Source organism: Haloterrigena salifodinae (assembly GCF_003977755.1).
Classification (GTDB): Archaea; Halobacteriota; Halobacteria; order Halobacteriales; family Natrialbaceae; genus Haloterrigena; species Haloterrigena salifodinae.
Map to the genome: position 1 here is coordinate 676,345 of NZ_RQWN01000002.1, position 22,887 is coordinate 699,231.

Genomic DNA, 22,887 nt, shown 5'->3' on the forward strand with positions numbered 1-22,887 from the left:
GCTTCCTCTCCGGACGAGGGATGGGATAGAACCGTTCGTTACCGCAAGAATGGAATCAACAAACGACGCGAGCTCAGTAGAACTGTTCGGTCCGGTGCTTCCAGAGATCGTCGAACGTGATAACCTCGACGTTGGCGTTGTCTATGTGCTTGAGCAGCTTCGCGTAGTTGGTTTCGGACATCGTGTTCTGTTCGGAGAACGCGTGGAAGTTCAGAATCGTACACTGGCGGTGCTGGGCGGCGCGATTGACGCACCGTTTCGCGATGTTCAGGTCGTAGCCGATCGTCCGCGGTAACGCCAGCGGGTCGAAGCCATAGACGCTGGTCGTGTTGATGTTACCGGACTGGTTGAAGCCGCCGCAGTAGTGGTAGTCGGTCGCGATATCGAGGCTCGTCTTATCGTAGCTGTTGTGCGGGTAGACGATGTAGTCTGCGCCCTCGAACCCCTTGTTGATGAACCACTGCTTGTCGTGCTCGAGGCGGTTCCGGATCCGCTCTTCGTCGTCGAGTTCGTGGATCGGACTGTGGGTCCCGTGGACGACGATCTGGTCGCCAGCGTCCTGACGTTCCTTAAGCTCCGCTACCGTTACGCTGCCACCGTCGTTTCGTTCGACCCAGCGCGGTACCGGGGCCTGAACGGCCGGGAACCCGTACTCGTCGTGCATCGGCGCGGCCGTCTCGTAATAGTCGCGGGTGCCGTCGTCCCAGGTCAGCATGACGTACCCCTGTTCGGGCTTGTCGTGGGTCCGCAGGTCGTCGATCCAGACCTCGGCCTGGTCCATGGTGTGCAAAACCTGAATCTCGAGGCGATCCAGGGCGTCGAGCGCGGGCTCGTAGTCGCTTTGTGAGAAGACGCCCGGACTCGAGCGGAACCAGGCGACGTCCGGGCTCCGGCAAGTGATCTCCCGCAGCGAGTACGCTTTCCAGCCGCCGAACTGGTCGACCAGCCGCAGGTTGATCGTGATGCTTTGTGGAGTCGTCGTCCGGATCGCAAACGAGAAGTCCGTATCGGTGAAGTCCTTGTCCGACACGTCCAGTTGGGCGACGACGTTTTGCTCGCCGTTCGACTCCAGTTTGAAGCTCTGGTCGCCGTTGAAGACGGTCTCCTGGTCGGCGCTTCCCGATCCACGGGTGACCTCCCACTTGGAGAGGTCGCTGAAGTCGTCGAGCGACTCGCCGGGCTGGCTGTACTGCTCGCGGCTGTTGTACTCCGTCTCGAGCGACGGAACGCCGTCGGCTAGCGCCGCCGCCTGTCCGGAGGACTTGTTGTCCGTCTCTTCTTCCTCCGAATCTTCCTCCGAATCGTCGTCCGATCCGCCGAGGACCGAACTAAGCTGATCGGTACATCCCGCGAGGCCGGCGGCCGCGGCTGCACTCGAGAGGGCGAGAACTCGTCGGCGGGTTGGTCGCTGCTGTGACATTGTCGACCCGAAGTTACCGACAGTCAGCCCATTATTATGGATCCGATAGGCCGAAAATCCGGTTGCCTAGATCGCCGCTATACGGGCGTTTCAGCCCTTAACAATGGCATAGTAATTGTCGTCTCGGTAGAAGAGAGGAGAGCCGCGTGCGCGGTCGGGGCAATGTGGACGAGTGAACCGCCGGTCGACCGCCGATCGGTCGACTCGGCGTCCGTCCCCTCGATCGTGCGTCGCGACGGTGGTCTTCGATGAACAGGGAACTCTTCGGCGTATTCGGCGACAGAGAGACGTTCGAGCGACACAGAGCGAGCGACGAATTCGATCGGGTACTGACGGGACCGTCCGTCACCGTCGGCATCAGAGACGATGCGCTCGGCGCGCCCGGTTGGACCGCCAGCTACGCGGACGGCGACGACCGGTGTGTCGTCTGGGGCGAGGCGTACGTCCCGGGCGACGAGTCAAACGCCGCGCGCTGGCTGCTCGAGCGCTACAAGAACGTGGGTCGCGATGCCTTGGACTTGCTCAACGGATCGTATCTGGCCCTCGTCGACGCCGACAGGGGCGACACATTCGTCGCGACGGATCCCGTCCGGTCTCGCGAGTGCTTCTACACCGACGCGCCGGGAACTCGCGTCTTCGGAACCGACGCCGCCGAAGTCGGGCGCACGGTCCCCGAGCCGACGGTTAATCGAGACGGCGTTCTCGAATTCCTCCACCTCGGCGTGGCCCTCGGCGAGAAGACCGCCGTCTCGGAGCTGCGTCGACTGCCCATCGACAGCGTGCTCGTGGCCGACTCGATCGAACCCCTCAAGCGGTTCGTCTACCGTTCGGAGTCGTTCGATTACGTTGGCGAGCTCGCCGAGCGCCTCGAGCGGGCGTTTCGGCGGCGTTCGATGCTACCCGGAACCAAAGGTCTCCTCCTGTCGGCGGGCTACGACTCGCGGGTCCTTCTCACGGGGATTCCCGAGATCGAGCAGAGTTTCACCGTCGGCGCGCCAGACGCCCGGGAAGTCGAGGTCGCGGGTCAGCTCGCCGACCAGTACGGGGCGACACACACGGCGTTTCCGCCGGATGAACGGTATCTCCGTCCCGACGAATCGAAGGTCCGCTACTCGCAGGGAATCAAGGAATCACTGCACATCCACCACGCCGGTTACACCGACGAGATGGCCGTCGACACGATGCATCACGGACTGCTCTGTGATACGTTCCTTCGCGGTCACTTCACCGCCGAGAAGACAGTCGACGTCCTCGACAAGCGCATTCCGACCGGTCGGCTCGAACCCGATCCCGATCCGGTCGAGGAACTACTCGCGACCTTCGGCTACAGCCGAGATGCCAGTCGCGACCTCGCCGAACGAACGTCGTTCGGCGTCGATCCAGAGACGTTCGTTAGGGACGCGGTCGCCGACGAACTCGACGCGCAGGACGCCCGCGCGGACTCCGTCCAGAACGCGCTGACCTGCGTCGGGATTTCGAACCAGCCCTCGATGCCGTTTCATACGCACTTGGCCGACCAGTTCGTGGCGTCGTTTCCCGCCATCGACCGCGAGCTACTCGACTGGCACCTTCGAGCGCCGCCGGAACACCGCACGACGGAGACGTTCCTCGAGGCCTGTACGCGGGTCGACAACGACATCCTGCGACACAGACCGCCGGACCGGCCACACGACGAAACGATTCTCAACGAGGTCGAACGCTTCGTCCGTCGGAAGACGCCGCTTCTCGAGTCGTTCCAGCCGCCGTGGCCCGATCGCCAGACACTGTTCGATCGCTACGAGTTCGACCAGCGGTACCTGAACGACCTCGAGCACGTCCACGACCTGCCGGTCAGACACAAGCTGCGGCTCATCGATCTCCGAACGTGGCTCGAGTGCTGGACCGCGCCGTCCGAGGCGTCGCTTCCGTGGCTCGCCCCGCCGGAATTCGCGACTGTTTGACTGTTGGCACAGATTTCGGCCGCTGGGACCCTCACTTTTAACGACTCGAACAGTCGTTTCCACTCATTTAGGCCTACGACAAATCGTTTGCCCAGCTCAACCGTAACAATACTTATATACCACGCAAGACTACCGCGGAATATGCGTCTGACGCCGTCTTGGTTGTGCGCGACACCGTCGGAGCCGTCCGAAGACGGGCCCGACGACGCCGAAGCCGAGACGGTTTCGGGTGTCACCATCTACCGGGACCCATCGACCAACCTCTCGAACGCCGACTCCGCGACCGAGTTCGTCCCGGACTCCAATACCGAATTGTTGTCCGTTCTGGACGGGATGGAGACGCCCGTCACCGTCGACGAAGTCGCCGACGAACTGATCCACCCGGCTCGGCCCTCAGTGGAAACGTGGGCGGCCGTGCACGAGCAACTCCACCAGTATCGCCTTCCGGAACTCGACGCGACAGGCCACGTCGAATTCGACGCGGAACAGGGGATCGTCGAGCGTCGAACGGTCCGATCGGACGCCGCTAACAGGAACGGCTCGAGCAGGCTGGGACTCCGGAGACTGGTTCGACTCGCGGGACTCACAGCACTGGTTACGTCAGGGCTGGCGGTTGCGCTCCTCGCGGTCGTACTGCTCGTCTGAACCGGCTCGAGAAACACGCCGTATCGCACTAGGGGCGACGTCAGGTATTACTCGAGAAGTCGTTTGATCGTCGATACCGTAAACAGCAGCAGGATACAGGCGCTCAGTGCGATTCCCGAGAGGAACGTCGTGAACGGCAGTTCGAGCACCGCGCCGAGCAGCAGCGCGAAGCCGAGGACTGTCGAGCCGACGTAGTAATCGTCCAGTCCCGCGTTGGACTCGTCCCCGTCGCTCGAGTCCGTCTCGGGGGCGTCCTGCAGGTACTGATCGACCATATCCGCGCGCGGTTGCCGTTCGACGATGCCGCGGTTCTTCTGGTAGTCGATGAGTCCCGCTTCGTCGAGCTTCGAGAGGTGAGACTGGTAGAGCGGAATGTAGACGCGCTGGCGTTGTTTCGACGTGAGTTCCTCGACGGTCGTATCGTGTTCCCACGCCGCGACCTGCTCGGCGATATCCCGCATACGCACGGGCTCGGTAGTGTCGCGAAGGTACCTGAGAACCAGCCGACGGCGTTCGTTTTGCAGGAGGTGGAAGATCTCGTCCTTAGAGAGGTCCTCCTCGTCGGCGGACCGCTCGTCAGCGGACCGCTCGTCCGCGTCGGCCGTCTCCTCCGTAGTATCTCCTTCGGAGCTGATATGTGCTGCGTTCATTGCGCCAATCTCCCCTAATCAGAAGTGTGTAATAAAGGGTGGAAACCGTATCTCTCAACCGAATTCGTTTTAACTATTTTCATATACGGGATCGATCTTTTTACGTTATTTTAAAACAGCAATATCGAGGGATTCAAGTCATAATTCGGGCCATTCACGAACAGACGATTATTTTGTTACTCGTATATAATTCCGTAAATATATCTGGCGGGTTACGATAAATTTCTCACTGTTGTGTCGGTTGGGACGTTCTAGAACCGACGAAAGATACTTATTTCGAATTATTGTCCTACAGCTGGTAGGTCAGGGGGTGGAAACCACCCGATCGACCGGGTCAAAGCGGCTTATCGGGACGATAATAAACCGCACGACGGTCGAATAACGCCGGTAATGAGCGACAGTCAATGGTGGTTCCTCGACCTGGCAGCGGTGATTGCGTTCACCGGCGCCTTCACGTTCGGCATCGTTTCCGGAGTCGACGGCGTGATACGAACTGCGATAGCACTCCCAATGGTTCTCTGTTTTCCCGGGTATGCGTTCGTCTCGATCCTGTTTCCGTCCGAACCGAGCGACGAGTACCAGTCGTTCGATACGCTGAAAAGCGGGCTCGATACGCCGCGTCTGGTAACCGGCGGACTCGAGTCTGTCGAACGGTTCGTCCTGTCGATCGTCTTCAGTATCGCCCTCGTTCCGACGGTCACCCTTTTCGCGTCCGTTACCCCACGGGGTATCACCCCGGAAACGGTGCTCCTCGGGCTTGCGTCGCTGACCGTCGTGCTGTCGCTGCTCGCGGTCGTGTCTCGCTACCGGTGTCCGGCGGAGCGACGGTTCGCGCCGTCGCTCTCGATCGGATCGCTGTTCTTCTCCCGGGAGCGACCGAACGTCTACGAGCGAGTCAATCCGCGGCCGTACAACGTCGCGATCGCCATCGGACTGGTAGTGCTGCTCGCGAGCGCCGGCTTCGCTGCCACCAACCCGCCACAGGGTGACGGCTTCACCGAACTATCGGTCCAAACCGAGAACGTCACGGCCGAGACCAACACGATGTACAAATCGACGTACGCTGCCGGCGAGACCGAGCCGTTGACGCTGTCGATCACGAACCAAGAGAACGCCGAGCGCGACTACACGACGGTCGTCCTGCTCGAGCGAATCGAACAGGGGGACGGCGATGAGGTGAACGTTACGGACCGCGACGAACTCGCTCGAGCATCCGCGACAGTCGCCGACGGCGAGACGCGCGAGCAGTCAATCGAGATTACGCCGACGATGTCCGGCGACGATCTTCGGATCACGGTGTTGCTCTATCAGGGGGAGGTGCCGTCGGAGCCCGCAGCCGAGAACGCCTACCAAACGATGCACCTCCCGGTCGTGGTTGAGTAGGTATAGCCCTGGGATCGCTCACCGTCGCGTACGCGCCATGAACAACGCGTGATCGATCGCCGTCGTCGCCGGACGATCGGTACCGTCGTCGCCGCTCTGCTACCCGTTCTCGTCGACAAACCGCCGTTCCGGACGGCCGGCGTCACAAGGAGACCGCCCACTTACTGTTCGTCGCGCCACTGTGTTAGTTCGTTCTCGCCGCCGTCGCCGACCGTCGTGGCGCTGAGAGCCGCGGCGCACGGGTGCGTTTGCACTCCACACCGTTCACCTGATTACTGGCGTGTACGGTCCGACGCGACCGGAACGGGGTCGTGGTTCGGGTCGTCCTGCTGGCGTTTGCCTCGGCACCACCGGCCAATTACGGCGGCTGTTTCGACCACGTTGTCATCTACCTCTTCGGAAGATCTGCCAGTCTTCACGGGCGGACTGACGTCGCAGCTCTTCCATCAAATCGAGCTCGTGATCGCCTCACTGTGCTGTGGCTGTCCGAAGAGATCTTGGCCATCGCTGAATCTGGCGCTAGCTGCACGGCCATTTCGAGCTGTAACAGGCGCCTCGAACTGACGCCGAAACAGTCGTTCTCCGTCGATCGTCGACGAGCGCTGACCACGCTGCGATCGCCGCGATTGGTTCGATCGGAGGGCTCCGTTTTCGAGAGTCCGCGACTCAGCGTAGTCGATCGCGACTCGAGTTAGACAACGGATCACCGGAACCGTATCTGGTGGCCGCGTCCGGGAGACGCCACTCGCTCTCTCGAACGGATAGGAGCAAAGCGACCGGGGGATGGACGGACTCGAGGTCGCCGCTGGGTGCTCGTTACGATCGAATCCCACCGACACCACGATGAGAGCGTCCGGTGTCGTCCGTCCTCGCTTGCCTCGAGATGCCGACGCTCGCTTCCGTTGCGACGTCGATGTCGGTTCGGTCGAAAAAATGGACGGCGAGAGTCGCGGTAACGTCGGTCGCCTACTCGGTGGCCGGCGAGGGCGTACACATCGTCACGTCGCCGTTCGTGTACACGGTGGCCTGGTCCGGGCGACAGAGGCGGTCCACGGTGGCCTGTTCGATCCGACCCTGCCCGTCGGCGTTATTGAAGTAGACCGCCTCGTTCGCGGCGGTCGTCCGATAGACCACGTAGTTGTGATCGGCGGTCCCGCCCGCTGGGACCGTCGCGATGTCCGTCGACGGATAGGCACCTGTGCGGCTGAACAGCGTCTGATACGGATGGTCAGTGTACAGCCCCTGGTCGCGTCGGAGCTCGTCGCCGTCGGGCGAACCGGTCATCTCGCCGATCGAGCCAACCGCAGCTAGTTCCGACTCCGTGTAGGCGAGTTGTTCTTGGTGGTCCTCGAAGACCGGGTTGTCGATGTTGCTCTCCGTCGCGAAGAGCATCGCGCCCGGATAGACGAGCGTGAACAGCAACAGGACGGCGACGACGAGCGCCGGCGCGAGTCCGCGGTCGAGGGTCCGCAGCCCGATCGCGCCGAGAATCGCCATCGGCGCGTAGAGGAACGCGAACCAGCGGTTCGGGATGAACGAGTGGATCCCGAACATCGGGAAGCCCATGACGAACACGAGCATGAACGCCGTCGCCAGCAGCAGCGTGAACACCGACTGCTCGGCCCGGCGCCGGTGGACGATGTACAGGCAGCCGACGAACGTCGCCCCGAGCAGGATGAGGAAGCCGAACTCATTGACGTAGGGGATGATCTCGTCGAGCAGCGTCGTCGCCGCTTCCGCGGCCCCGGCCGCGTCCCCGCTGGAGCCGCTCGCGATGTTGAGGAAGCCGGCGCTCTCCTTGACCGTTTCACTGAAGTACCTCAGCACGGTCTCGAGGAACGAGTCATCGCGGTACGGCGTCAGCGACCAGACGAAGATAGTCAACCCGACGTTGAAGACGACGAGGCCGAGGAGGTTGACCGGTTTCTTCGTCCGAAACACGCTCGCGTCGAGTCGCGTCAACCCGAGCGGGCCGATCTCGAAGACCAGCTGGGCGACGAACGCCGCGAGCAGCAACACGAGCATGATGAACGTCGATACCTGGTGGGTGAGGATCACTGCGATGCTCGAGAGCAGCAACAGCAAGAAGTCCCTGGTCGTGTACTCGATGCGCATCACCCGAAGTAACGCGTACAGCATCGCGAGGAAGAAGACCAGTCCCATGCTCGTGGGGATGAGGTGCAGCCCCCACATCGAGACGTGGCTGGCGAGGGCGTACAGCGCCGCCGCCAGCGTTGCCCATCGCTGCGAAACGAGCAGGTTCCCCCCAGCGTAGACGAGCAGCACCGAGATCGGCATCACGAGACCCAGCGTGAGGTACAGCGCGCTCCGCAGCGAGACGTCGAACAGCATCGACGAGGCGGTGACCAGCAGGTGGTAGAACGGCGAGGCGTAGTGCTTGTCGTGGGAGATCGCACCGACTCGACCCTCCGAGACGATCTGCTCGGTCAGCCCCATGTGCGTCCAGACGTCGATCCCGATGAACCCCGGCGTCGCGTACAGCGCGGTGCCGCGAACAACCAGCGCGAAGAGGACGATCTGGAACAACAACAGTCGGGCGTTGAAATCCCGGTCGCTCGCGAAGCAGATCTGGCCGACCACGAGGGCCCCGACGACGCTCGCGAGGACGAAAAACGAAATCGTTCGGGCGCCCTGGTGGACCGCCAGAACGACCAGCGCCGCGAGCCCGAGGAAGACGGCCGTCGGGAGCGCCATCGTCACCCGAGACGGGAGCGTCAAGCGGATGTCATCGGTCGCCTGCTGTTGGTAATACAGGCGGACGAGATACAGGATACACGCCGTCCCGAGGACCACCGGAACGGTGTTGAGGTAGACCTGCGACGCGAAAAATCGCAGCGGGAACAACACCAGTGCGATTAGGAGCCCGCCGATCGCCGCGACGGTGTCGAGTCGCAGCGGTCGGAGCTCCGAGAGCCGCCCGACCGGATTACGTCCCATGGCTCACCCCCGTGGGCTGCCCCGAGCGGTCGGGGCGTTCGAGGACGCGCCGGTACACTTCGTGGAGACGGTCTCCCAGCGCCTCGAGGCGCAGTCCATCGATGACGTCGCGACCGTCGGACCGCCCGCGATCGGCGGCGACCCGCTCGAGGCCGGCGATCAGGTCGTCGTCGTCGTCGCTGACGACACAGTTGGCCAGGCCGTCGATCGTCTCGCGGACGAAGCCGACGTCGGTCGAGACGATCGGCAGGTTACACGCGGCGGCCTCTTTGACGACCATCGGTCCGCTCTCGCGTTTCGACGTGACGAGGAGGACGTCGCTGGCGTTCATGTAGTGGGGAATCTCCTCGTAGTCGACGCCGCAGACCGGGCGCAACTCGAGGTCGGCGTCGGCCCGTTCGACGAGTCGACGCGCCCGGGTGAAGTCCTTGACCCCGCGCTCGGTGTCGTACGGGAAGAGCGCGATCGGTCGGTCGGTCTCCCAGCCGATGCGCTCGCGAGCCTCCGCCTGTGGAATCGGTCTGAACTGCTCGGTGTCGACGCCGAAAGGGATCACGTGGTGGTCGGTCTCGAGCGCGTCGGACATGGGTTGACTCGGAACGATCGTAGCGTCCGCGCTGCGGGCCGCGCGTCGACTGAGCCACCGGAGCCACGAGTGGTCGCTCATCAGGTCCGTGCCCCAGAGACTCACCACGACCGGTCGGATCGGCTGGGCGAACGCGAACGGCGTCGTGAGTCCGTAGTTCGCGTGGATCAGATCGTACTCGCCCGATCGGATCTCGGAGAGGATGGCCGGGTAGAACCGGGCGTAGTCCGACGGCGATCGGCCGCCGGCGTCGTCCACTCCGGGGACGGTACAGACCGTGCAGTCGACGCCGCGCGCTTCGAGGACCGATACTTGGTGGTCGAAAAACGGCCGCGGCGAGGTGACCAACTGGAGTACATTCATGATTCGGTCGGATTCGTTGTGGAGGTCGAGCGGCCCGGTTCGGGCGTTTTCGCGTGCGTTTCTAACTGGGCGACGACGAACTCGGTTACGTCGATCCGTTCCGACAACAACTGCTGGTGGCGTTGCGTCCACGTTTCGGACGGCTCCTCGAGGACCGATACGGCCCGCTCGAGCCCGCGGACGTGTCGCCGCTCGCCAGTGTACTCGAACAGGAGACCGTACTCCGACTCGAGTTCCGTCGTGTACCCCAGCGAGAGGGGGTTGACGTAGACCGCCGGCGTGCCGAGGACGGCGGCTTCCGCCGCGGTCGTCGCGCCCTCGCTCAGAACGACGTCGGCGTACGCGAGCAGGTCGTGCAGTCGCTCGGGGGCCGTCTCGAACGCGTAGTTCGCGAGCTCCGCGGGCGGTTCGCCCTCGGCCGAGAGCAGGACCTCGACGCCGGCGTCCTCGAGCCGGTCGATGACCTCGCGAGGATCGTCGAATCCGCCGTGGCCAACGTCGTGGGACGCCTCCCAGCTGCTGAGTCGAACGACGGCGAACCGATCGTCGGGCGACAGTCCGAGCGACTCGAGGACGGTCGGATCCGGCTCGAACCGGTCGGGATGGAGGTAGGCGAGCTCGTGGTAGCCCGGGTAGCGAACCTGTTTCGAGCCGATCTCCCCCCGATAGCACGACGGCGTGCAGATCACGTCCGCGAACGGGTAGGCGAGCTTCGTGACGAGCGTCGCGTGTTCGGTGTCATAGAAGACGACGCTCGTCGTCCGCAACACCGACGCAACGTGGGCGGCAGCGACGCCGCCGATCGCCGTGATGACGTCCGGATCGATCCGACGAGCCCGGGCCAGTAGTTTCGCCTCGTAGGTCGCCTGGACCGCGGCCATCGAGACTAACGAGTCAGACGCGCCGGCGAGCACCTCGTGGTCGATGTCGTAGGCCTCGAGGAGGTCGATCGCCACGTCGCTCTCGCGGGCGAAGACGTGGACCTCGTGGCCGCGGGACCGAAGCTCCGCGATGGGGTGGCGAAAGAAGTGGACGTGACCCGGGTGCTGGATCGTTACGATGATCCGCTTCGTCCCCGTCGAGGTCGGGTGGGAGTGTGCCGTCATAACCGTCGGTAGACGAACCCCGCTTCGCAGGCCGCATCCTCGTCGAACGATCCCGTCACGTCGACCAGCGCTGGATCCTCGGCGAGTTCGGAGGCTACCGCCTCGAGGTCGAGTTCCTCGAACTCTGCGTGCGGCGTCGCGACCACGACGGCGTCGAATCCCTCGAACGAGAGACGCTCCTGGACGTCCAGACCGAACGCGTCGCGGACTGCATCCTCGTCTGCGAACGGATCGAAGCCGGCGATGTCGATATCGTACTCCGCGAGGCGATCGACGACGTCCGCGACCTTCGAGCTTCGGATGTCACCGACGCCCGACTTGTACGACAGCCCCAGGACGAGCACGCGACTGTCCCGAAGCGTCTTGTGGCAGTTGTTCAGCGCCTTGATCGTCAGATCGGCGATATGGTCGGGGACCGACTCGTTGACGGTCCGACTCGTGCGCACGAGTTCGGGTTCGAACCCTTCGCGAGCCGAGCGGTGGGCCAGGAAGTACGGATCGACCGGAATGCAGTGGCCGCCGACCAGTCCCGGCCGGTAGTCGTGGAAGTTCCACTTCGTCCCCGCGGCCTCGAGGACCGCCTGCGTGTCGACGTCCATCCGCTCTAAGGCCATCGAGAGCTCGTTGACGAAGGCGATGTTGAGGTCACGCTGGGTGTTCTCGACGACCTTGCTGGCCTCGGCGACCTCGATCGACGGCGCGCGGTGGACGCCGGCGTCGACGACCGATTCGTAGAGCGCCGCCACGTCCTCGAGGACCTTCTTGTCCTGAGCGCCGACGACCTTAACGACGTCCGCGAGGCCGTGTTCCTCGTCGCCGGGCGTCGCGCGCTCCGGCGAGTAGCCGACGAAGAATCCCTCGCCGGCGGTCAGATCGGAGGCGTCCTCGAGTGCGGGTATGAGAACCTCGCGCGTCGTCCCCGGGTAGACGGTCGACTCGAGGATCACCGTCGTCCCGGGTTTCATCTTCGAGCCGACGGTGGTCGCGGCGCTCTCGACGTAGTTCAGGTCCGGCCGATCGTCCTCGTCGATGGGCGTCGGGACGGCGATGATGACGTAATCCGCATCGCCGATCTGGCCGGCGTCGGTCGTATAGGAGATGTCGTCGTTCTGAACCGCCTCGTCAGAGAGATCACCGGTCGTATCGACGCCGGCCTGTAGCTGCTCGACTGTCGACTCGTCGACGTCGTAGCCGATGACGCGGTAGTCCGACCGCGCGAAACCGACCGCGAGCGGAAGGCCGACGTAGCCGAGGCCGACGACGCAAATCGTCGCCGCTCGACTGGACTGTTCGTCGGCGTGTTCCTCGGTCGCGCCCTCGCTGTCCGAGAACGAGTACTCGCTGCGTGCTTCGTCCGCTCGGTTCGTCGTGTCGCTCAGTGTCGTAGTCATGATTGAGACGGGTTCTGGACCGTTTGCACGACTGCGTGCAACGGTGGCTGTCAGGACCTGTGCAGCTCTTGGTCTTCGAGCGAACCAAGACGGCTGGGGCGGTTTACTATAGCCGAGATAAACGATTGCAACAGCTACATCCGACGAGCGACCCGTTTGCTGGGCCTCTTCCCGCCGACGAACCGCCGCTCACGGAAACTGCGACGACAGCGGCTTAGAAGGGTGTTAAATGGGCTTATACGGATCTATAATGAAGAGGGAAGAGCGCCCACGTACCAATACGGTCGGCGAGATTCCACTGACGTTCCAACGTCGATAGGCCACCGCCGACCGTCACAGAACCGAATACCCATGGTCTCACTGCCCCAGTTCGGAGTTTCCGTCCCGCTCGCGTCGATGCACGCGCCAGTTCGGCTCGGTGCGATCCGCACGCCGGATCACCGACTCGACACGCGTGCAATCGTCTCGGCTCTCGTCGGCGATAACGATGTGCTCTCGTCCGGGACGTCACTCTTGGGGCGGACGTCGACTCTGGAAGTGGCCCTGATCACGGTGCTGTTCTTGCTGGTCAGTAGCCTCGTCGCGATCCGCGTCGCCGAGGGGTTGTCCGACCGAGACATCAATCTGGCCGCGCTTCAGTCGCGATCAGCGATCGCGAACGGGTCGTCAGAACCGGATCAACGGCGAGGAACGGACCGCTCACCCACCGACGATCACCAGTCGTTCGATCGGTATATCGCACCTGACACACCATCAGTACTACTGAGCGACGAGGGGGAGGTCGTTCGCCTGCTCGTCGCAAACGACGGCCGACTCCGTCAGCACCGGATCGCCGACGAAACCGATTGGTCGAAGTCGAAAGTCAGTCGGCTCTGCTCTCAGCTGGACGCCGACGGGATCATCGAGAAAGTGTCGGTCGGCCGGGAGAACGTCATCACCCTGTCCGATCCGTCGACCGACGACTCGACCGAGACGGACGACGTCGAGAACCCCGTCGCATAGTCGTTCCGACGACGCTCGCCGTTCCCGAATCCGTACGGAAACCCGGGTGGACCCGACTGGCCTACTGACTATTGCTCTACGCGTTCTCCGACCTTGAGCGGCTGAGACGGCGATTATCTCCCTGATAAGCGGTCCGACCGCGGTCGAGACGAGGGTCAGTGTTGCTCGCGATATCGGGTTGATCTGTTCGCATTCGTCGGATTGATCGCCTTGATCTGGTCGTAATTTCGAACCTGAACCGGATTTCCGACCCAAAGAATCGAACGAATGCGGGAATTTGGGCGACATTTTAACTCATTTCAGCGACGATTTCAACAGCTGAAACGGATTTCAGCCATATACAACCGATAAGCGGTATCTTATTCGTGGTATAGTAATGGGCCGTACGAACGTTGAAGCAAGTAGTGACCCGGTCCGCCGGCGGTACGGACGGACCTGGGTGTTAGGAAACAATGACACGCACTCCGACCCTCCAGACTGCTGGCTCGAATCGCGTCACGACGACCGCCCGACCGACGGCCCGGTTCGCGCTTCGACGGCTGGCCGGCCGAAGGACGCGTCGTCAGACGCCCGCTCGAGCGGAGGTGAACGGCTGATGTGCGGGATCATCGCCCGCATCGGCCACGGCGACGCGACCGAGACCCTGCTGTCGGGTCTCGAGAACCTCGAGTACCGGGGCTACGACTCGGCGGGGATCGCCGTCCAGAACGGCTCCGGTGTTAAGGTTCGCAAGTGTTCGGGAGAGGTCGACGAACTCAAGTCGTCGCTCGAGCAGAGCCTCCACGGGAACATGGGAATCGGCCACACGCGCTGGAGTACCCACGGCCCGCCGACCGACGAGAACGCCCATCCGCACACGGACACGGCGGGCGACGTCGCCGTCGTCCACAACGGCGTCATCGATAACTACGACGAACTCCGGGCGGAGCTCCAGGCGCGGGGCCACGAGTTCGACAGCGACACCGACACGGAGGTCATCCCCCACCTGATCGACGACTACCGCGAGCAGTTCGGCGACACCGAGCGGGCGGTTCGCGAGGCAGTCGAAACGCTCGAGGGGAGCTACGCGATCGCCGCGATCGTCGACGGCGAGGAGCGCGTCTACGCGGCGCGGGAGGGGTCGCCGCTCGTTCTCGGTCTCGACGACGAGGAGTGGTACCTCGCCAGCGACGTCCCGGCGTTCCTCGAGCACACCGACGAGGTAATCTACCTCGAGGACGGCGACCTGGTCGTCCTCGAACCCGACGACTACCGGATCACCGATGTCGCGGGGTCGCCGATCGAGCGGTCGGTCGACACCGTCGACTGGGACCCGGAGGACGCGGGGAAAGGCGAGTACGATCACTACATGGCCAAAGAGATCGACACGCAGCCGACGGCCCTCTCGAACACGATCGAGGGCCGCGTCGAAGACGGCAACGTCGCGTTCGAGGACCTGCCGGCGGGGACGTTCGCGGACATCGAGACCGTCCAGTTCGTCGCCTGCGGCACCTCCTATCACGCGGCGATGTACGGGAGCCAGCTGCTGCGCTCGGCCGGCGTCCGGGCCGACGTGCTCCGCGCGAGCGAGTACGACCAGACGGCCGGTCCGGTCGACGAGAACACGCTCGTCGTCGCGGTCACCCAGAGCGGCGAGACCGCGGACACGCTCGATGCGGTCCGCAAGGCGACTGACCGTGGCGCTCGTTCGCTGGCCGTCACCAACGTCGTCGGCTCGACGGCCGCCCGCGAGACCGACGACGCGATCTACATCCGGGCCGGGCCGGAGGTCGGCGTCGCCGCGACGAAGACGTTCTCCTCGCAGGCGGTGACGCTCGCGTTGCTCACTCAGCGCATCGCCGCCGACGTGCCGACCGCGACGCCGGTCGAGGACCGCGAGGCGATGCTCGAATCGCTCGCAGATCTCCCCGAACACGTCGAAACCGTCCTCGAGACCACAAACGCCGAGTCCCTCGCCCGAGAGTACTTCGACAGCGACTCGTACTTCTTCATCGGCAACGGCCTGGGTCACTCGGTCGCTCTCGAAGGCGCGCTGAAGTTCAAGGAGATCACCTACGAGCACGCCGAGGGGTTCGCCTCGGGCGAGCTCAAACACGGGCCGCTGGCGCTCGTGACGCCGGAGACGCCCCTGTTCGCGGTCGCGACCGGCGGCGACGACAAGAAGACGAAGACGAACGCGATCGAGGCCCGGACGCGCGGCGCGCCGATCATTGCGGTGGCGCCGGACGACCATCCGCTCGCCGACGCCGCCGACTGGCAGCTGTCGATCCCCGACACCCACCCCGTCTGGGCCGGGCTGCTCGCGAACGTCCAGTTGCAACTGGTCTCCTACCACGCCGCCGCCCTGCTCGAGCGACCGATCGACAAGCCGCGAAACCTTGCGAAGAGCGTGACGGTCGAATGACCCCACCCACCGCCAACTAACGCCTTTTCTCGAGCGACGTCCCAACTGATTACAACGAAAGCCGCCGGCTTCCGCTTCGGTATCGATGTAACGGACGAGGAGACGAACCCGTACTCACCGGACGAGCGCAGTTTCGCCGAGATCGATCCCTCGGAGGACGCGACTACTGGTCAGATACGCGCGGTCGCCGTCGACGGACAGCCGGTCGATCCCGTCATCGTGGGCGGTCGTCGCGGCGCGGAAGCGACCGGCGCCCGGATCGATCGTCGCGAGGTGTCCGGACGAGGTACCGACGAGGATCGATCCGCCGTAGACGGTGAGATCGGTGGTGGCGCGGCCGTACTCCCACCCCTCGAAGTCGAGCGAAGCGATCTTCTCCCACAGGATCTCCCGGTCGTCGAGATCGATTACACCGAACTGCGAGTTCCCGGCGTCCGTTTCGAGACAGTAAACCAGACCGTCGTCGGTCGCGGCCAGCGACCGGAACGTTCCGGGATCCTCGGCGGTCCACTCCAGGCTCCCGGCGTTCGCGTCAACGGCGTAGAGCGTACCACTGTTCGTTCCGAACAGGAGGTCCCGTTGGGAATCGAGGACGAAGTTGAACGACGGCCCGCCGACACGGTCGCCGTTGTCGAACTGCCAGACCGTCGAGCCGTCGCGGATGTCCAGTTTCGCCGTGTTCCGGTGGTCCCCGACGTAGAGGTGTCGGCCGGATCGGAGGGTCCGCGGTGACGTGAATCGATCGGACGACGACCACTGCCGCTCACCGGAGTCGATCTCGTAGGCGGACACGTACTGTCCGGCGACGACCACGGTCTCGTCGTCCACTATCGGGCGCGCCGGCGAGAACGCGTTCGTGTCCTCGAACCAGAGACGGTCGCCACCGTCTCGACCGGCCGCGACCAATCGCCCGTGTCGGCCGACCGCGAAGACGGTCTCGTCGCCCACGGCGACCGGTTCCTCGATCGACTGCTCGGACTCGACGTCCCACTCGACCTCGCCCGACCCGGCGTCGATCCGCTCCACCGTGGTACCGCGCGAGACGTAGAGTTCGTCGCCGGTCGTATCGGTGACGAGTCCGGAGACGCCGCCGAAGACGTCGCCGGTCCACAGGTAGTGTGACGGTTGCTCCGTTTCGGTCGATTCCTCCGACGACGTTGGCGTCGTCGTTTCCGCGGACGCTTCGCGCCTCGAGTCGGGAGCGAGCGGGTTGAGCGGCGTCAGTCCGACGGCGGCGCTCACACCGACGCCGGCGGCCGCCCGCGCGAGGAACGTGCGGCGGTTCATCGGTCCGATCCCTCCGTCGTGGGAGTCGCGACCGCAGACTCATCGGACGAGTACCGGGTGTAGAGTCCGATTCCGGGAAGCGAACAGATCGCGAAGACGACCGCTCGTCCGACGGGGCTCTCGACGACGAACGCGCCGCTGAGGAGCCAGGTCAGCACGAAGGCAGCCGCGAGTCCGCTCGCGATCGGTTTCAGGAACGCCGAAAGATCTCGGCCGCTCGCCGAGCGGGTCGACTCGGCACTCGGTCCCGCTGTCGGTAGGGTCGTCTCGCCGACGGTGTCGACCGAGTCGGTTCGGACCGACGGGTCGGTGTCCGCCGTCCGTTCCGGGTTCGTCTTCGCGTCCAGTTGCTCGCGCAGAGTCATCGCGTCGGTCCTTCGGTCGTCCGTTACGTCGGTGCCCACGTTCGACGATCTCGGCGGCGACGGCTCCGTCGATTGCAGCGAGTTCCCGCTCCGGGCGGCACCGATGCCGTACGTGGTCAGTCCCGAAACCAGGAAGAACGTGCCGCCGCCAAACAGCTGCGACCGCGTTTGATTGGGGCGTTCGTATTCGACCGTCGAGCAGTCCTGTCCGTAGTACGTCGTGTCGACGCACGTCGTGCTCGTTTCCGTAACGGTCGCCGGCTGCGCGAACGCGGCCAGCAGTAACAGGAGTCCCAGTACGATACCGCATCCGCCGATGAACTTGAGTGCCATGGTAGTGGGTTCGGAAGCGCCGTTAGATGGCGACGATTGAGAGAACGAATAGCAGGAAAATCGCCAGCACGACCATCGCGAGAACAGCCGAGCCGTCGCGGTGATCAGTCAGCGACATGACCTCCTTGCTGTGGTCGCTCGTTCGCTTGTCCAACAGAGCGATCACGTCTTCCATCGGATAGTCGACGAGCGTATCGAGCGTGCGAACGAACTCCAGTACGTACTTCTCCGGGTTCGCACCGACGTTGACAGCGACGTTCTTCTCGCCGGTAACGGTGATCTCCGTCACGCTCTCGCGGACAGACCGGAGATCGATCGTGAGCGATTCGCCGTAACTCGAGACGATGAAGCCGAACCGGAACCCGGTCTTTGCAGTGATCACGCCGCGGCCGGTGTCGTAATAGGCTTCGACGTCGTCGACGAGTTCGAGCGCACCCTTGACCAGCATGCGAGCTTCTTCGGGCGGTCGCTCCAGCGTTCGTGTGATCACGATAGGCTGAGAGTCATCCTAAATTACATATAGGTGTCGATGATAGACAGTATCAGGCCTCAAAAGCACAATTATTACACATTTGTCCAGAAATTAATTCGGTGGAACGGCGTTGTCTTTTGGCGATACCGACCGACAGAGAGGGTCTCGGCCCCGCTCGATCCGTTCGAGGCGCCCCTTCGAAACTCGATAGCGCGTCGCCTCGTCGAATCAAGCCGTACGAGCAGCCGAACGATCGTCGATTCGGCCGCAGCGAGAACAGTGATAGAGCGCGCCGGGGCTGCCACGGTCGGCCGTAATTAGTCCGTCGACGGACTGCAGTGAGAGACGCGAGACCCGTGTTCCGTAGCGGATGATCGCCGTTCGAGTCATTTCGGTGACTCTCGGACGACTACTCGAGGCGCGAGGTCGCTGTCAGTCCTCTTCGAGGGTCAGCGTAATCGTTTTGTCGTTGCCGTTGATCGTGACCGGGTCAGTGGCCGGCTCGTAGCCGTTCGCGTTAGCGGTCACCTCGTACTCACCGTCCTCGAGGTCGAACTCGGCCTTACCGGTGGCGTCGACGTCTTGTTCACCCACCGTCTCGCTGGAGAAAAACCCGTCTTCTTCGACGGTGACGGTTGCGTTGTTGACAGCGCCGCCCTCGTCGTCCTGGACGACGACCGTCAAGGTCTGCATGCCGTTGGAATCGCTCGCGTTGCCCCCGTCGCTGTTGTTGTCGTTGTTCTGGCCGCCTCCGTTGCTATCGTTCGAGCCGTCATCCGTCGACTCGAGGGTCAACGTGGTCGTCTTGTCGTTGCCGTCGATCGTGACCGAGTCGGTGGCCGGCTCGTAGCCGTTTGCGTTGGCGGTCACCTCGTACTCGCCGTCCTCGAGGTCGAACTCGGCATCGCCAGTGGCGTCGACGGTTTGCGTTTCGTTCGAACCGCTTTCGGGAGCGACGGTAACGGTCGCGCCGTCGACCGGTGTGCCGTTGGCGTCCACGACGGTCGTCGTCAACGTGTGGGTCTCGTCGCCGCCGCCCGTATCGCTCCCGCTACCGTCATCGTTCGCGTCGGACCCGTCGTCGCTATCGGCCGCTCCGTCGTCGGCGTCGTCAGCGTTGTCGCCGTCGCCGCCGTCGTTCCCGGTGGAGTCACCGCTGTCGGTACCGGTTTCGTCGGAACCGCCGGTTTCATCGGTGCTGTTCGAGTCGCCGGCTTTTGTTTCGTTCCCGCCGGCGGAGGTGTTAGAATCGTCGCTCACAGCGGAACCCGTGTCGTCGGAGCCGCCGGAACCGCCTAACTCGTCGGAGACCGACCCGATCGCGCTGTTGATGGACGTTCCGCTCGCGGCGAGTACCAGCCCGAGGGCCAGTAACACGATACCACAGACGGTGAGCAGGATCTGGACGGTTTTCTGCGTCGTTTGATCCTCCGTTTGCCGATTTGAGGTGTTTCCTCTCATAGTTGACGCGGTGGCGTTAGGCGTTCCTCGTCGTCCCTGTTCCCGACGCCGGCGACGGCGACCGGTCGCTGATCGGCGAACCGAACGGTCGCGTCCGATCGGTCGCCAGCACTGTCTCTGCGGCTCGCTCCGGCGAATACCACTCCGGCGTCTGGTCCGAGTCCGACCGCGGCGGCCGGAGCCCGGTGACGGGACCAGCGGGGTGCATTACGTGCCCGTTTAGGACACCAACGGTTCACTATGGCTCTGTTAAGGACGGCTATCGCTCCGCTAAACTGTTGTGATAGCTATAACTACGGCGATAAATTCACTCCCTCATCCGTATTGGAGCGCGCTCGAGTTCCTCGATAACCGTCCTGTCGCGCTATCGATCTCGGCGAGCGCTGACGAGGACCGCGCGTCGCGACCGAACTGAACGAAACGGACGCGAAATACGATCCGCGTCACCCGGAACCGCGTCCGCGGATCGCCGACTCCGCTCCGGGCGGAGCGTCGCGATCGCGCAGCGTCTCGCGGACCCCTTCGTCATCTCGATCGAAAACAGGCGGTCACGGGGTTTTCCAATACGGCCGATAATCCGTTTTCGCGGCTGAAATCGGCCGTTTCGTCCGTACCAACTGTGGTTACACGTCTCCGGACAGAACGGTCGAGGCGGGCCACTACCGGCGCAGTTCCGCCGCCTGCTCGAGCTCGAGTCGCACGCGGTTGGCGTCGAACTCGTGGTCGGGACGCAGCCGAACGAAATCCAGAAACCGTCGCGCCGCGAGCAACTCCTCGGGCTCGTAGACCGACGCGGCCGCACCGACGGCGTCGGGGGCGCCGATTCGGGGCTCGAGGACCGCCAGCGCGCAGGCCAGATCGTAGGCGGTGGTCTCGGCGACGCGGTCGTCGTGGACGTTGGTGGCGTCGATGAAGTAGAACTCGCCGTCGCACAGCAGGATGTTCTCCGCGCGCAAGTCGCCGTGGGCCATCCCGTGGTCGCGCAGCGTGGCCAGGATCTCGAACAGTTCCGGCGCGCGCTCGGCGACCAGCCAGTCGGGCGCATCGTCGAGCGAGCGAAACTCGGGGAGATACTCGAGGGCGAGCACGCCGAGTCCGTTGACCTCGAAGGCGTCGATCGGCCGGGGCGCGTTGATGCCGATCTCGCGCATGCGCTCGGTCGCCTCGTACTCGTGTTCGACCATCGCGCGGGGCGTATCGAATCGGCCGAAGAAGCCGTCAGTACCCGCCGACACCGCGCCGACGTTGCGCCCGGCCGTCAACAGCGCGTGAACCAGCGCATTCTGCCGGGAGACAATCTTGACGAACCACTCGTCGTCGATGACGCAGGGGGTCGACAGCCAGTTGTCGGCCTCCAGAAACTCCACGCGGACCGCCTCGCGGTCGTAGCGATCCGCCAGCGTCCGGACCACGCGCTCGAGGCGATCCCACTCGACGGTCCCTCGGGCGAGCCGGCGGATGTCCATACCTCGCATGTGGGAGCTTCGAGGTTAAATGCGTCCCGAACTGTTTCCGGAGCGACGTATCGGCGGTGAATGACACCAGAGTCGGCGGCTGGCGGGGCGAACAGTCGCCGATGCGACCCGCTCGGACCGGAGAGCAGTATTGTTATCAACAGCGCAACTGAACGACAGGGTACATATGGACGCGATCGACGACCTCGGCGACGCGATCGAGGCCAGTCGGAACTTCCTGACGCCGATACGCCTGGGTACGTGGGTCAAGCTCGCGTTCGTCGTCGTCTTCGTGAGTTCGCTCGGGTTTGGGCTCAGCACGTCGGTGCCAGGGAGCGACGCATTGTCGGTCTCCGGCGATCCGACGAGCGGAGGGTGGCAGATCGAAAACCTCGACGGCGCGGTGCCGACCGACGAAGTCGCCGCGATCGGGCTCGCCCTCGTCGGACTCGCGCTGTTCGCGTGGCTGTGTTACGCGTTCGTCGCCGCCATCATGGAGTTCGTGTTCCTCGAGTCGTTGCGCTCGAGCGAGGTCCGCGTGCGGCAGTATTTCGCCGCGAACGCCGGGAAGGGGAGCCGCCTGTTCTGCTTTCGTCTCGGACTCTTGCTCGTCGCCAGCGGGCTCGGTGCGGCACCCGCTTACTTCGTTGTCGCCGGCGGCGGCAGCCCCGCCGACCTCTCGCCGGGGCTGTTTGGGCTGTACTCGATCTACGGCTTCACGCTGTACCTCTGCTATTCGGTCGTGCGCCGCTTTACCGACGCGTTTGTCGCGCCGATCATGCTCCTCGAGGATCGGGGCGTCATCGGCGCCTGGAGCCGATTTTGGGCAACGCTAACGACCGACTGGACCGAATACGCGCTCTACCTGGTGTTGTTCTGGTTCCTCTACATCGCGGTCCTGATCAGCGCCTGGATCGTCGTCGGTATCGGTCTCTTCCTGCTCCTGATCCCCATCGTGATCGTGACGTTCGTACTGGTCCTCCTCGGCCCGATCGGGCTGCTGGTGTTCGTCGTCGTCGGTCCGCTCTCGCTCGCGGCTGTCCTGCTGTTTATGGGGTTGATCTGGACGCCGATCGCGACGTTCTTCCGGTACTACGACCTCCTGTTGCTCGGCGATACGGACGACGCCCTCGATCTCGTCCCCGAACAGCGGGCCGCGGTTCGAGGAACTGACACCGCCGCAGTCGGTCGGGACGACCACTGGACCGGAGCCGCCGACGACCCGTCGCGGCGCGCCGATCGGTCCTCGAGCGACGAGCGAGCGATGGATAACGGCGATCCGTGGGCAGAAACGGATCCCTGGACCGACACCGACGGCGCCGACTCGTGGGACGATTCCGACGGTGTTGATTCCGACTCCGGTCCCGATCACGACCCGTGGGGCGAGGCGTCGGACTCCGACCGCGAGAGCGATCCGTGGGACGAGACGGCCGACTCGAGTAGCACCGATCAATGGGACGACGAAGCCGGAACCGATAGTGACGATCCGTGGGATCGTCCAGTCGAGTCCGGCGAGACGACGCCCTGGGACGAGCCGACGGAGTCCGACTCGGAGAACGAGACGAACGGAGCGGACGATACCGGCGACGAGGACGATCGAACCTGGTAGCGCAGCGCTCGAGTCCGCGCGTCGACAGTCGTTCGGTCGTCTCGATTCGCTCGCCCGC

At 63.9% G+C, this 22,887-nt stretch carries 19 protein-coding genes; 7 read left to right on the forward strand and 12 right to left on the reverse strand.

The features are described 5' to 3' along the window. Positions 1-73: 73 nt before the first annotated feature. Positions 74-1,420, reverse strand: a complete 1,347-nt coding sequence (locus EH209_RS12010) for a polysaccharide deacetylase family protein (RefSeq protein WP_126663116.1) — start codon at positions 1,418-1,420, stop codon at positions 74-76. A 248-nt stretch (positions 1,421-1,668) separates the two neighbouring features. On the opposite strand from EH209_RS12010, the gene EH209_RS12015 reads away from it, so the two are divergent. Together EH209_RS12015 and EH209_RS12020 are read left to right on the forward strand one after the other, a co-directional pair. Then, positions 1,669-3,360 (forward strand): hypothetical protein, encoded by a 1,692-nt coding sequence (locus EH209_RS12015; RefSeq protein WP_126663117.1) that lies wholly within the window; start codon positions 1,669-1,671, stop codon positions 3,358-3,360. 141 nt (positions 3,361-3,501) lie between these two features. After that, positions 3,502-4,005 (forward strand): hypothetical protein, encoded by a 504-nt coding sequence (locus EH209_RS12020; protein ID WP_126663118.1) that lies wholly within the window; start codon positions 3,502-3,504, stop codon positions 4,003-4,005. Positions 4,006-4,052: 47 nt separating this feature from the next. Here the strand turns inward: EH209_RS12020 and EH209_RS12025 are convergent, their stop codons facing one another. Continuing rightward, the gene (locus EH209_RS12025; RefSeq protein ID WP_126663119.1) at positions 4,053-4,655 is read right to left on the reverse strand and encodes a DUF7344 domain-containing protein; all 603 of its coding nucleotides are present in this window, start codon (positions 4,653-4,655) and stop codon (positions 4,053-4,055) included. Positions 4,656-5,045: 390 nt separating this feature from the next. Here EH209_RS12025 and EH209_RS12030 point away from each other — a divergent pair, with 390 nt between their 5' ends. Next, the gene (locus EH209_RS12030; RefSeq protein ID WP_126663120.1) at positions 5,046-6,038 is read left to right on the forward strand and encodes a DUF1616 domain-containing protein; all 993 of its coding nucleotides are present in this window, start codon (positions 5,046-5,048) and stop codon (positions 6,036-6,038) included. A 966-nt stretch (positions 6,039-7,004) separates the two neighbouring features. On the opposite strand, the gene EH209_RS12035 is transcribed toward EH209_RS12030, so the two are convergent. From EH209_RS12035 to EH209_RS12050, 4 genes are read right to left on the reverse strand one after another with little or no spacing between them, the layout of a single operon-like run. Further along, positions 7,005-8,996, reverse strand: a complete 1,992-nt coding sequence (locus EH209_RS12035; protein WP_126663121.1) for a hypothetical protein — start codon at positions 8,994-8,996, stop codon at positions 7,005-7,007. Beyond that, complete coding sequence (locus EH209_RS12040) at positions 8,986-9,945, reverse strand: glycosyltransferase family 4 protein (RefSeq protein WP_126663122.1); 960 nt, start codon at positions 9,943-9,945, stop codon at positions 8,986-8,988. Before EH209_RS12040 ends, EH209_RS12035 begins: the two co-directional genes overlap by 11 nt. Continuing rightward, the gene (locus EH209_RS12045; protein WP_126663123.1) at positions 9,942-11,051 is read right to left on the reverse strand and encodes a DUF354 domain-containing protein; all 1,110 of its coding nucleotides are present in this window, start codon (positions 11,049-11,051) and stop codon (positions 9,942-9,944) included. The genes EH209_RS12040 and EH209_RS12045 overlap by 4 nt, the downstream gene beginning before the upstream one ends. Beyond that, positions 11,048-12,442, reverse strand: a complete 1,395-nt coding sequence (locus tag EH209_RS12050; RefSeq protein ID WP_126663124.1) for a nucleotide sugar dehydrogenase — start codon at positions 12,440-12,442, stop codon at positions 11,048-11,050. Before EH209_RS12050 ends, EH209_RS12045 begins: the two co-directional genes overlap by 4 nt. A 351-nt stretch (positions 12,443-12,793) precedes the next feature. On the opposite strand from EH209_RS12050, the gene EH209_RS12055 reads away from it, so the two are divergent. The 3 genes from EH209_RS12055 to glmS all read left to right on the forward strand — a co-directional run bounded on the left by EH209_RS12055 (position 12,794) and on the right by glmS (position 15,848). Further along, entirely contained in the window at positions 12,794-13,444 is a 651-nt protein-coding gene (locus EH209_RS12055) for a helix-turn-helix transcriptional regulator (RefSeq protein ID WP_126663125.1), read from the forward strand. A 452-nt stretch (positions 13,445-13,896) separates the two neighbouring features. Continuing rightward, on the forward strand, positions 13,897-14,040 hold the full coding sequence (locus tag EH209_RS24045) for a hypothetical protein (RefSeq protein WP_164722037.1): 144 nt from the start codon (positions 13,897-13,899) through the stop codon (positions 14,038-14,040). Further along, positions 14,040-15,848 carry a glutamine--fructose-6-phosphate transaminase (isomerizing) gene (glmS, locus tag EH209_RS12060; RefSeq protein WP_126663126.1) on the forward strand — a complete coding sequence of 603 codons (1,809 nt, stop codon included), beginning with the start codon at positions 14,040-14,042 and terminating at the stop codon, positions 15,846-15,848. Before EH209_RS24045 ends, glmS begins: the two co-directional genes overlap by 1 nt. Before the next feature lie 114 nt (positions 15,849-15,962). Here glmS and EH209_RS12065 read toward each other — a convergent pair whose 3' ends face one another. From EH209_RS12065 to EH209_RS12085, 6 genes are all read right to left on the reverse strand, one after another. Continuing rightward, positions 15,963-17,135 carry an outer membrane protein assembly factor BamB family protein gene (locus EH209_RS12065; RefSeq protein WP_126663127.1) on the reverse strand — a complete coding sequence of 391 codons (1,173 nt, stop codon included), beginning with the start codon at positions 17,133-17,135 and terminating at the stop codon, positions 15,963-15,965. Then, a complete protein-coding gene (locus EH209_RS12070; RefSeq protein WP_126663128.1) occupies positions 17,132-17,833 on the reverse strand; it encodes a hypothetical protein in 702 nt (233 codons plus the stop codon). The genes EH209_RS12065 and EH209_RS12070 overlap by 4 nt, the downstream gene beginning before the upstream one ends. 22 nt (positions 17,834-17,855) lie before the next feature. After that, positions 17,856-18,323, reverse strand: a complete 468-nt coding sequence (locus EH209_RS12075) for a hypothetical protein (protein WP_249038792.1) — start codon at positions 18,321-18,323, stop codon at positions 17,856-17,858. Between the two features lie 414 nt (positions 18,324-18,737). Further along, on the reverse strand, positions 18,738-19,766 hold the full coding sequence (locus EH209_RS12080; RefSeq protein ID WP_126663129.1) for a carboxypeptidase regulatory-like domain-containing protein: 1,029 nt from the start codon (positions 19,764-19,766) through the stop codon (positions 18,738-18,740). Positions 19,767-19,782: 16 nt separating this feature from the next. Next, the gene (locus EH209_RS24050) at positions 19,783-19,974 is read right to left on the reverse strand and encodes a hypothetical protein (protein WP_164722038.1); all 192 of its coding nucleotides are present in this window, start codon (positions 19,972-19,974) and stop codon (positions 19,783-19,785) included. 451 nt (positions 19,975-20,425) lie between these two features. After that, on the reverse strand, positions 20,426-21,232 hold the full coding sequence (locus tag EH209_RS12085) for an RIO1 family regulatory kinase/ATPase domain-containing protein (protein ID WP_126663130.1): 807 nt from the start codon (positions 21,230-21,232) through the stop codon (positions 20,426-20,428). A gap of 175 nt (positions 21,233-21,407) precedes the next feature. Here EH209_RS12085 and EH209_RS12090 point away from each other — a divergent pair, with 175 nt between their 5' ends. Beyond that, complete coding sequence (locus tag EH209_RS12090; protein WP_126663131.1) at positions 21,408-22,829, forward strand: DUF7544 domain-containing protein; 1,422 nt, start codon at positions 21,408-21,410, stop codon at positions 22,827-22,829. Positions 22,830-22,887 lie beyond the last annotated feature (58 nt).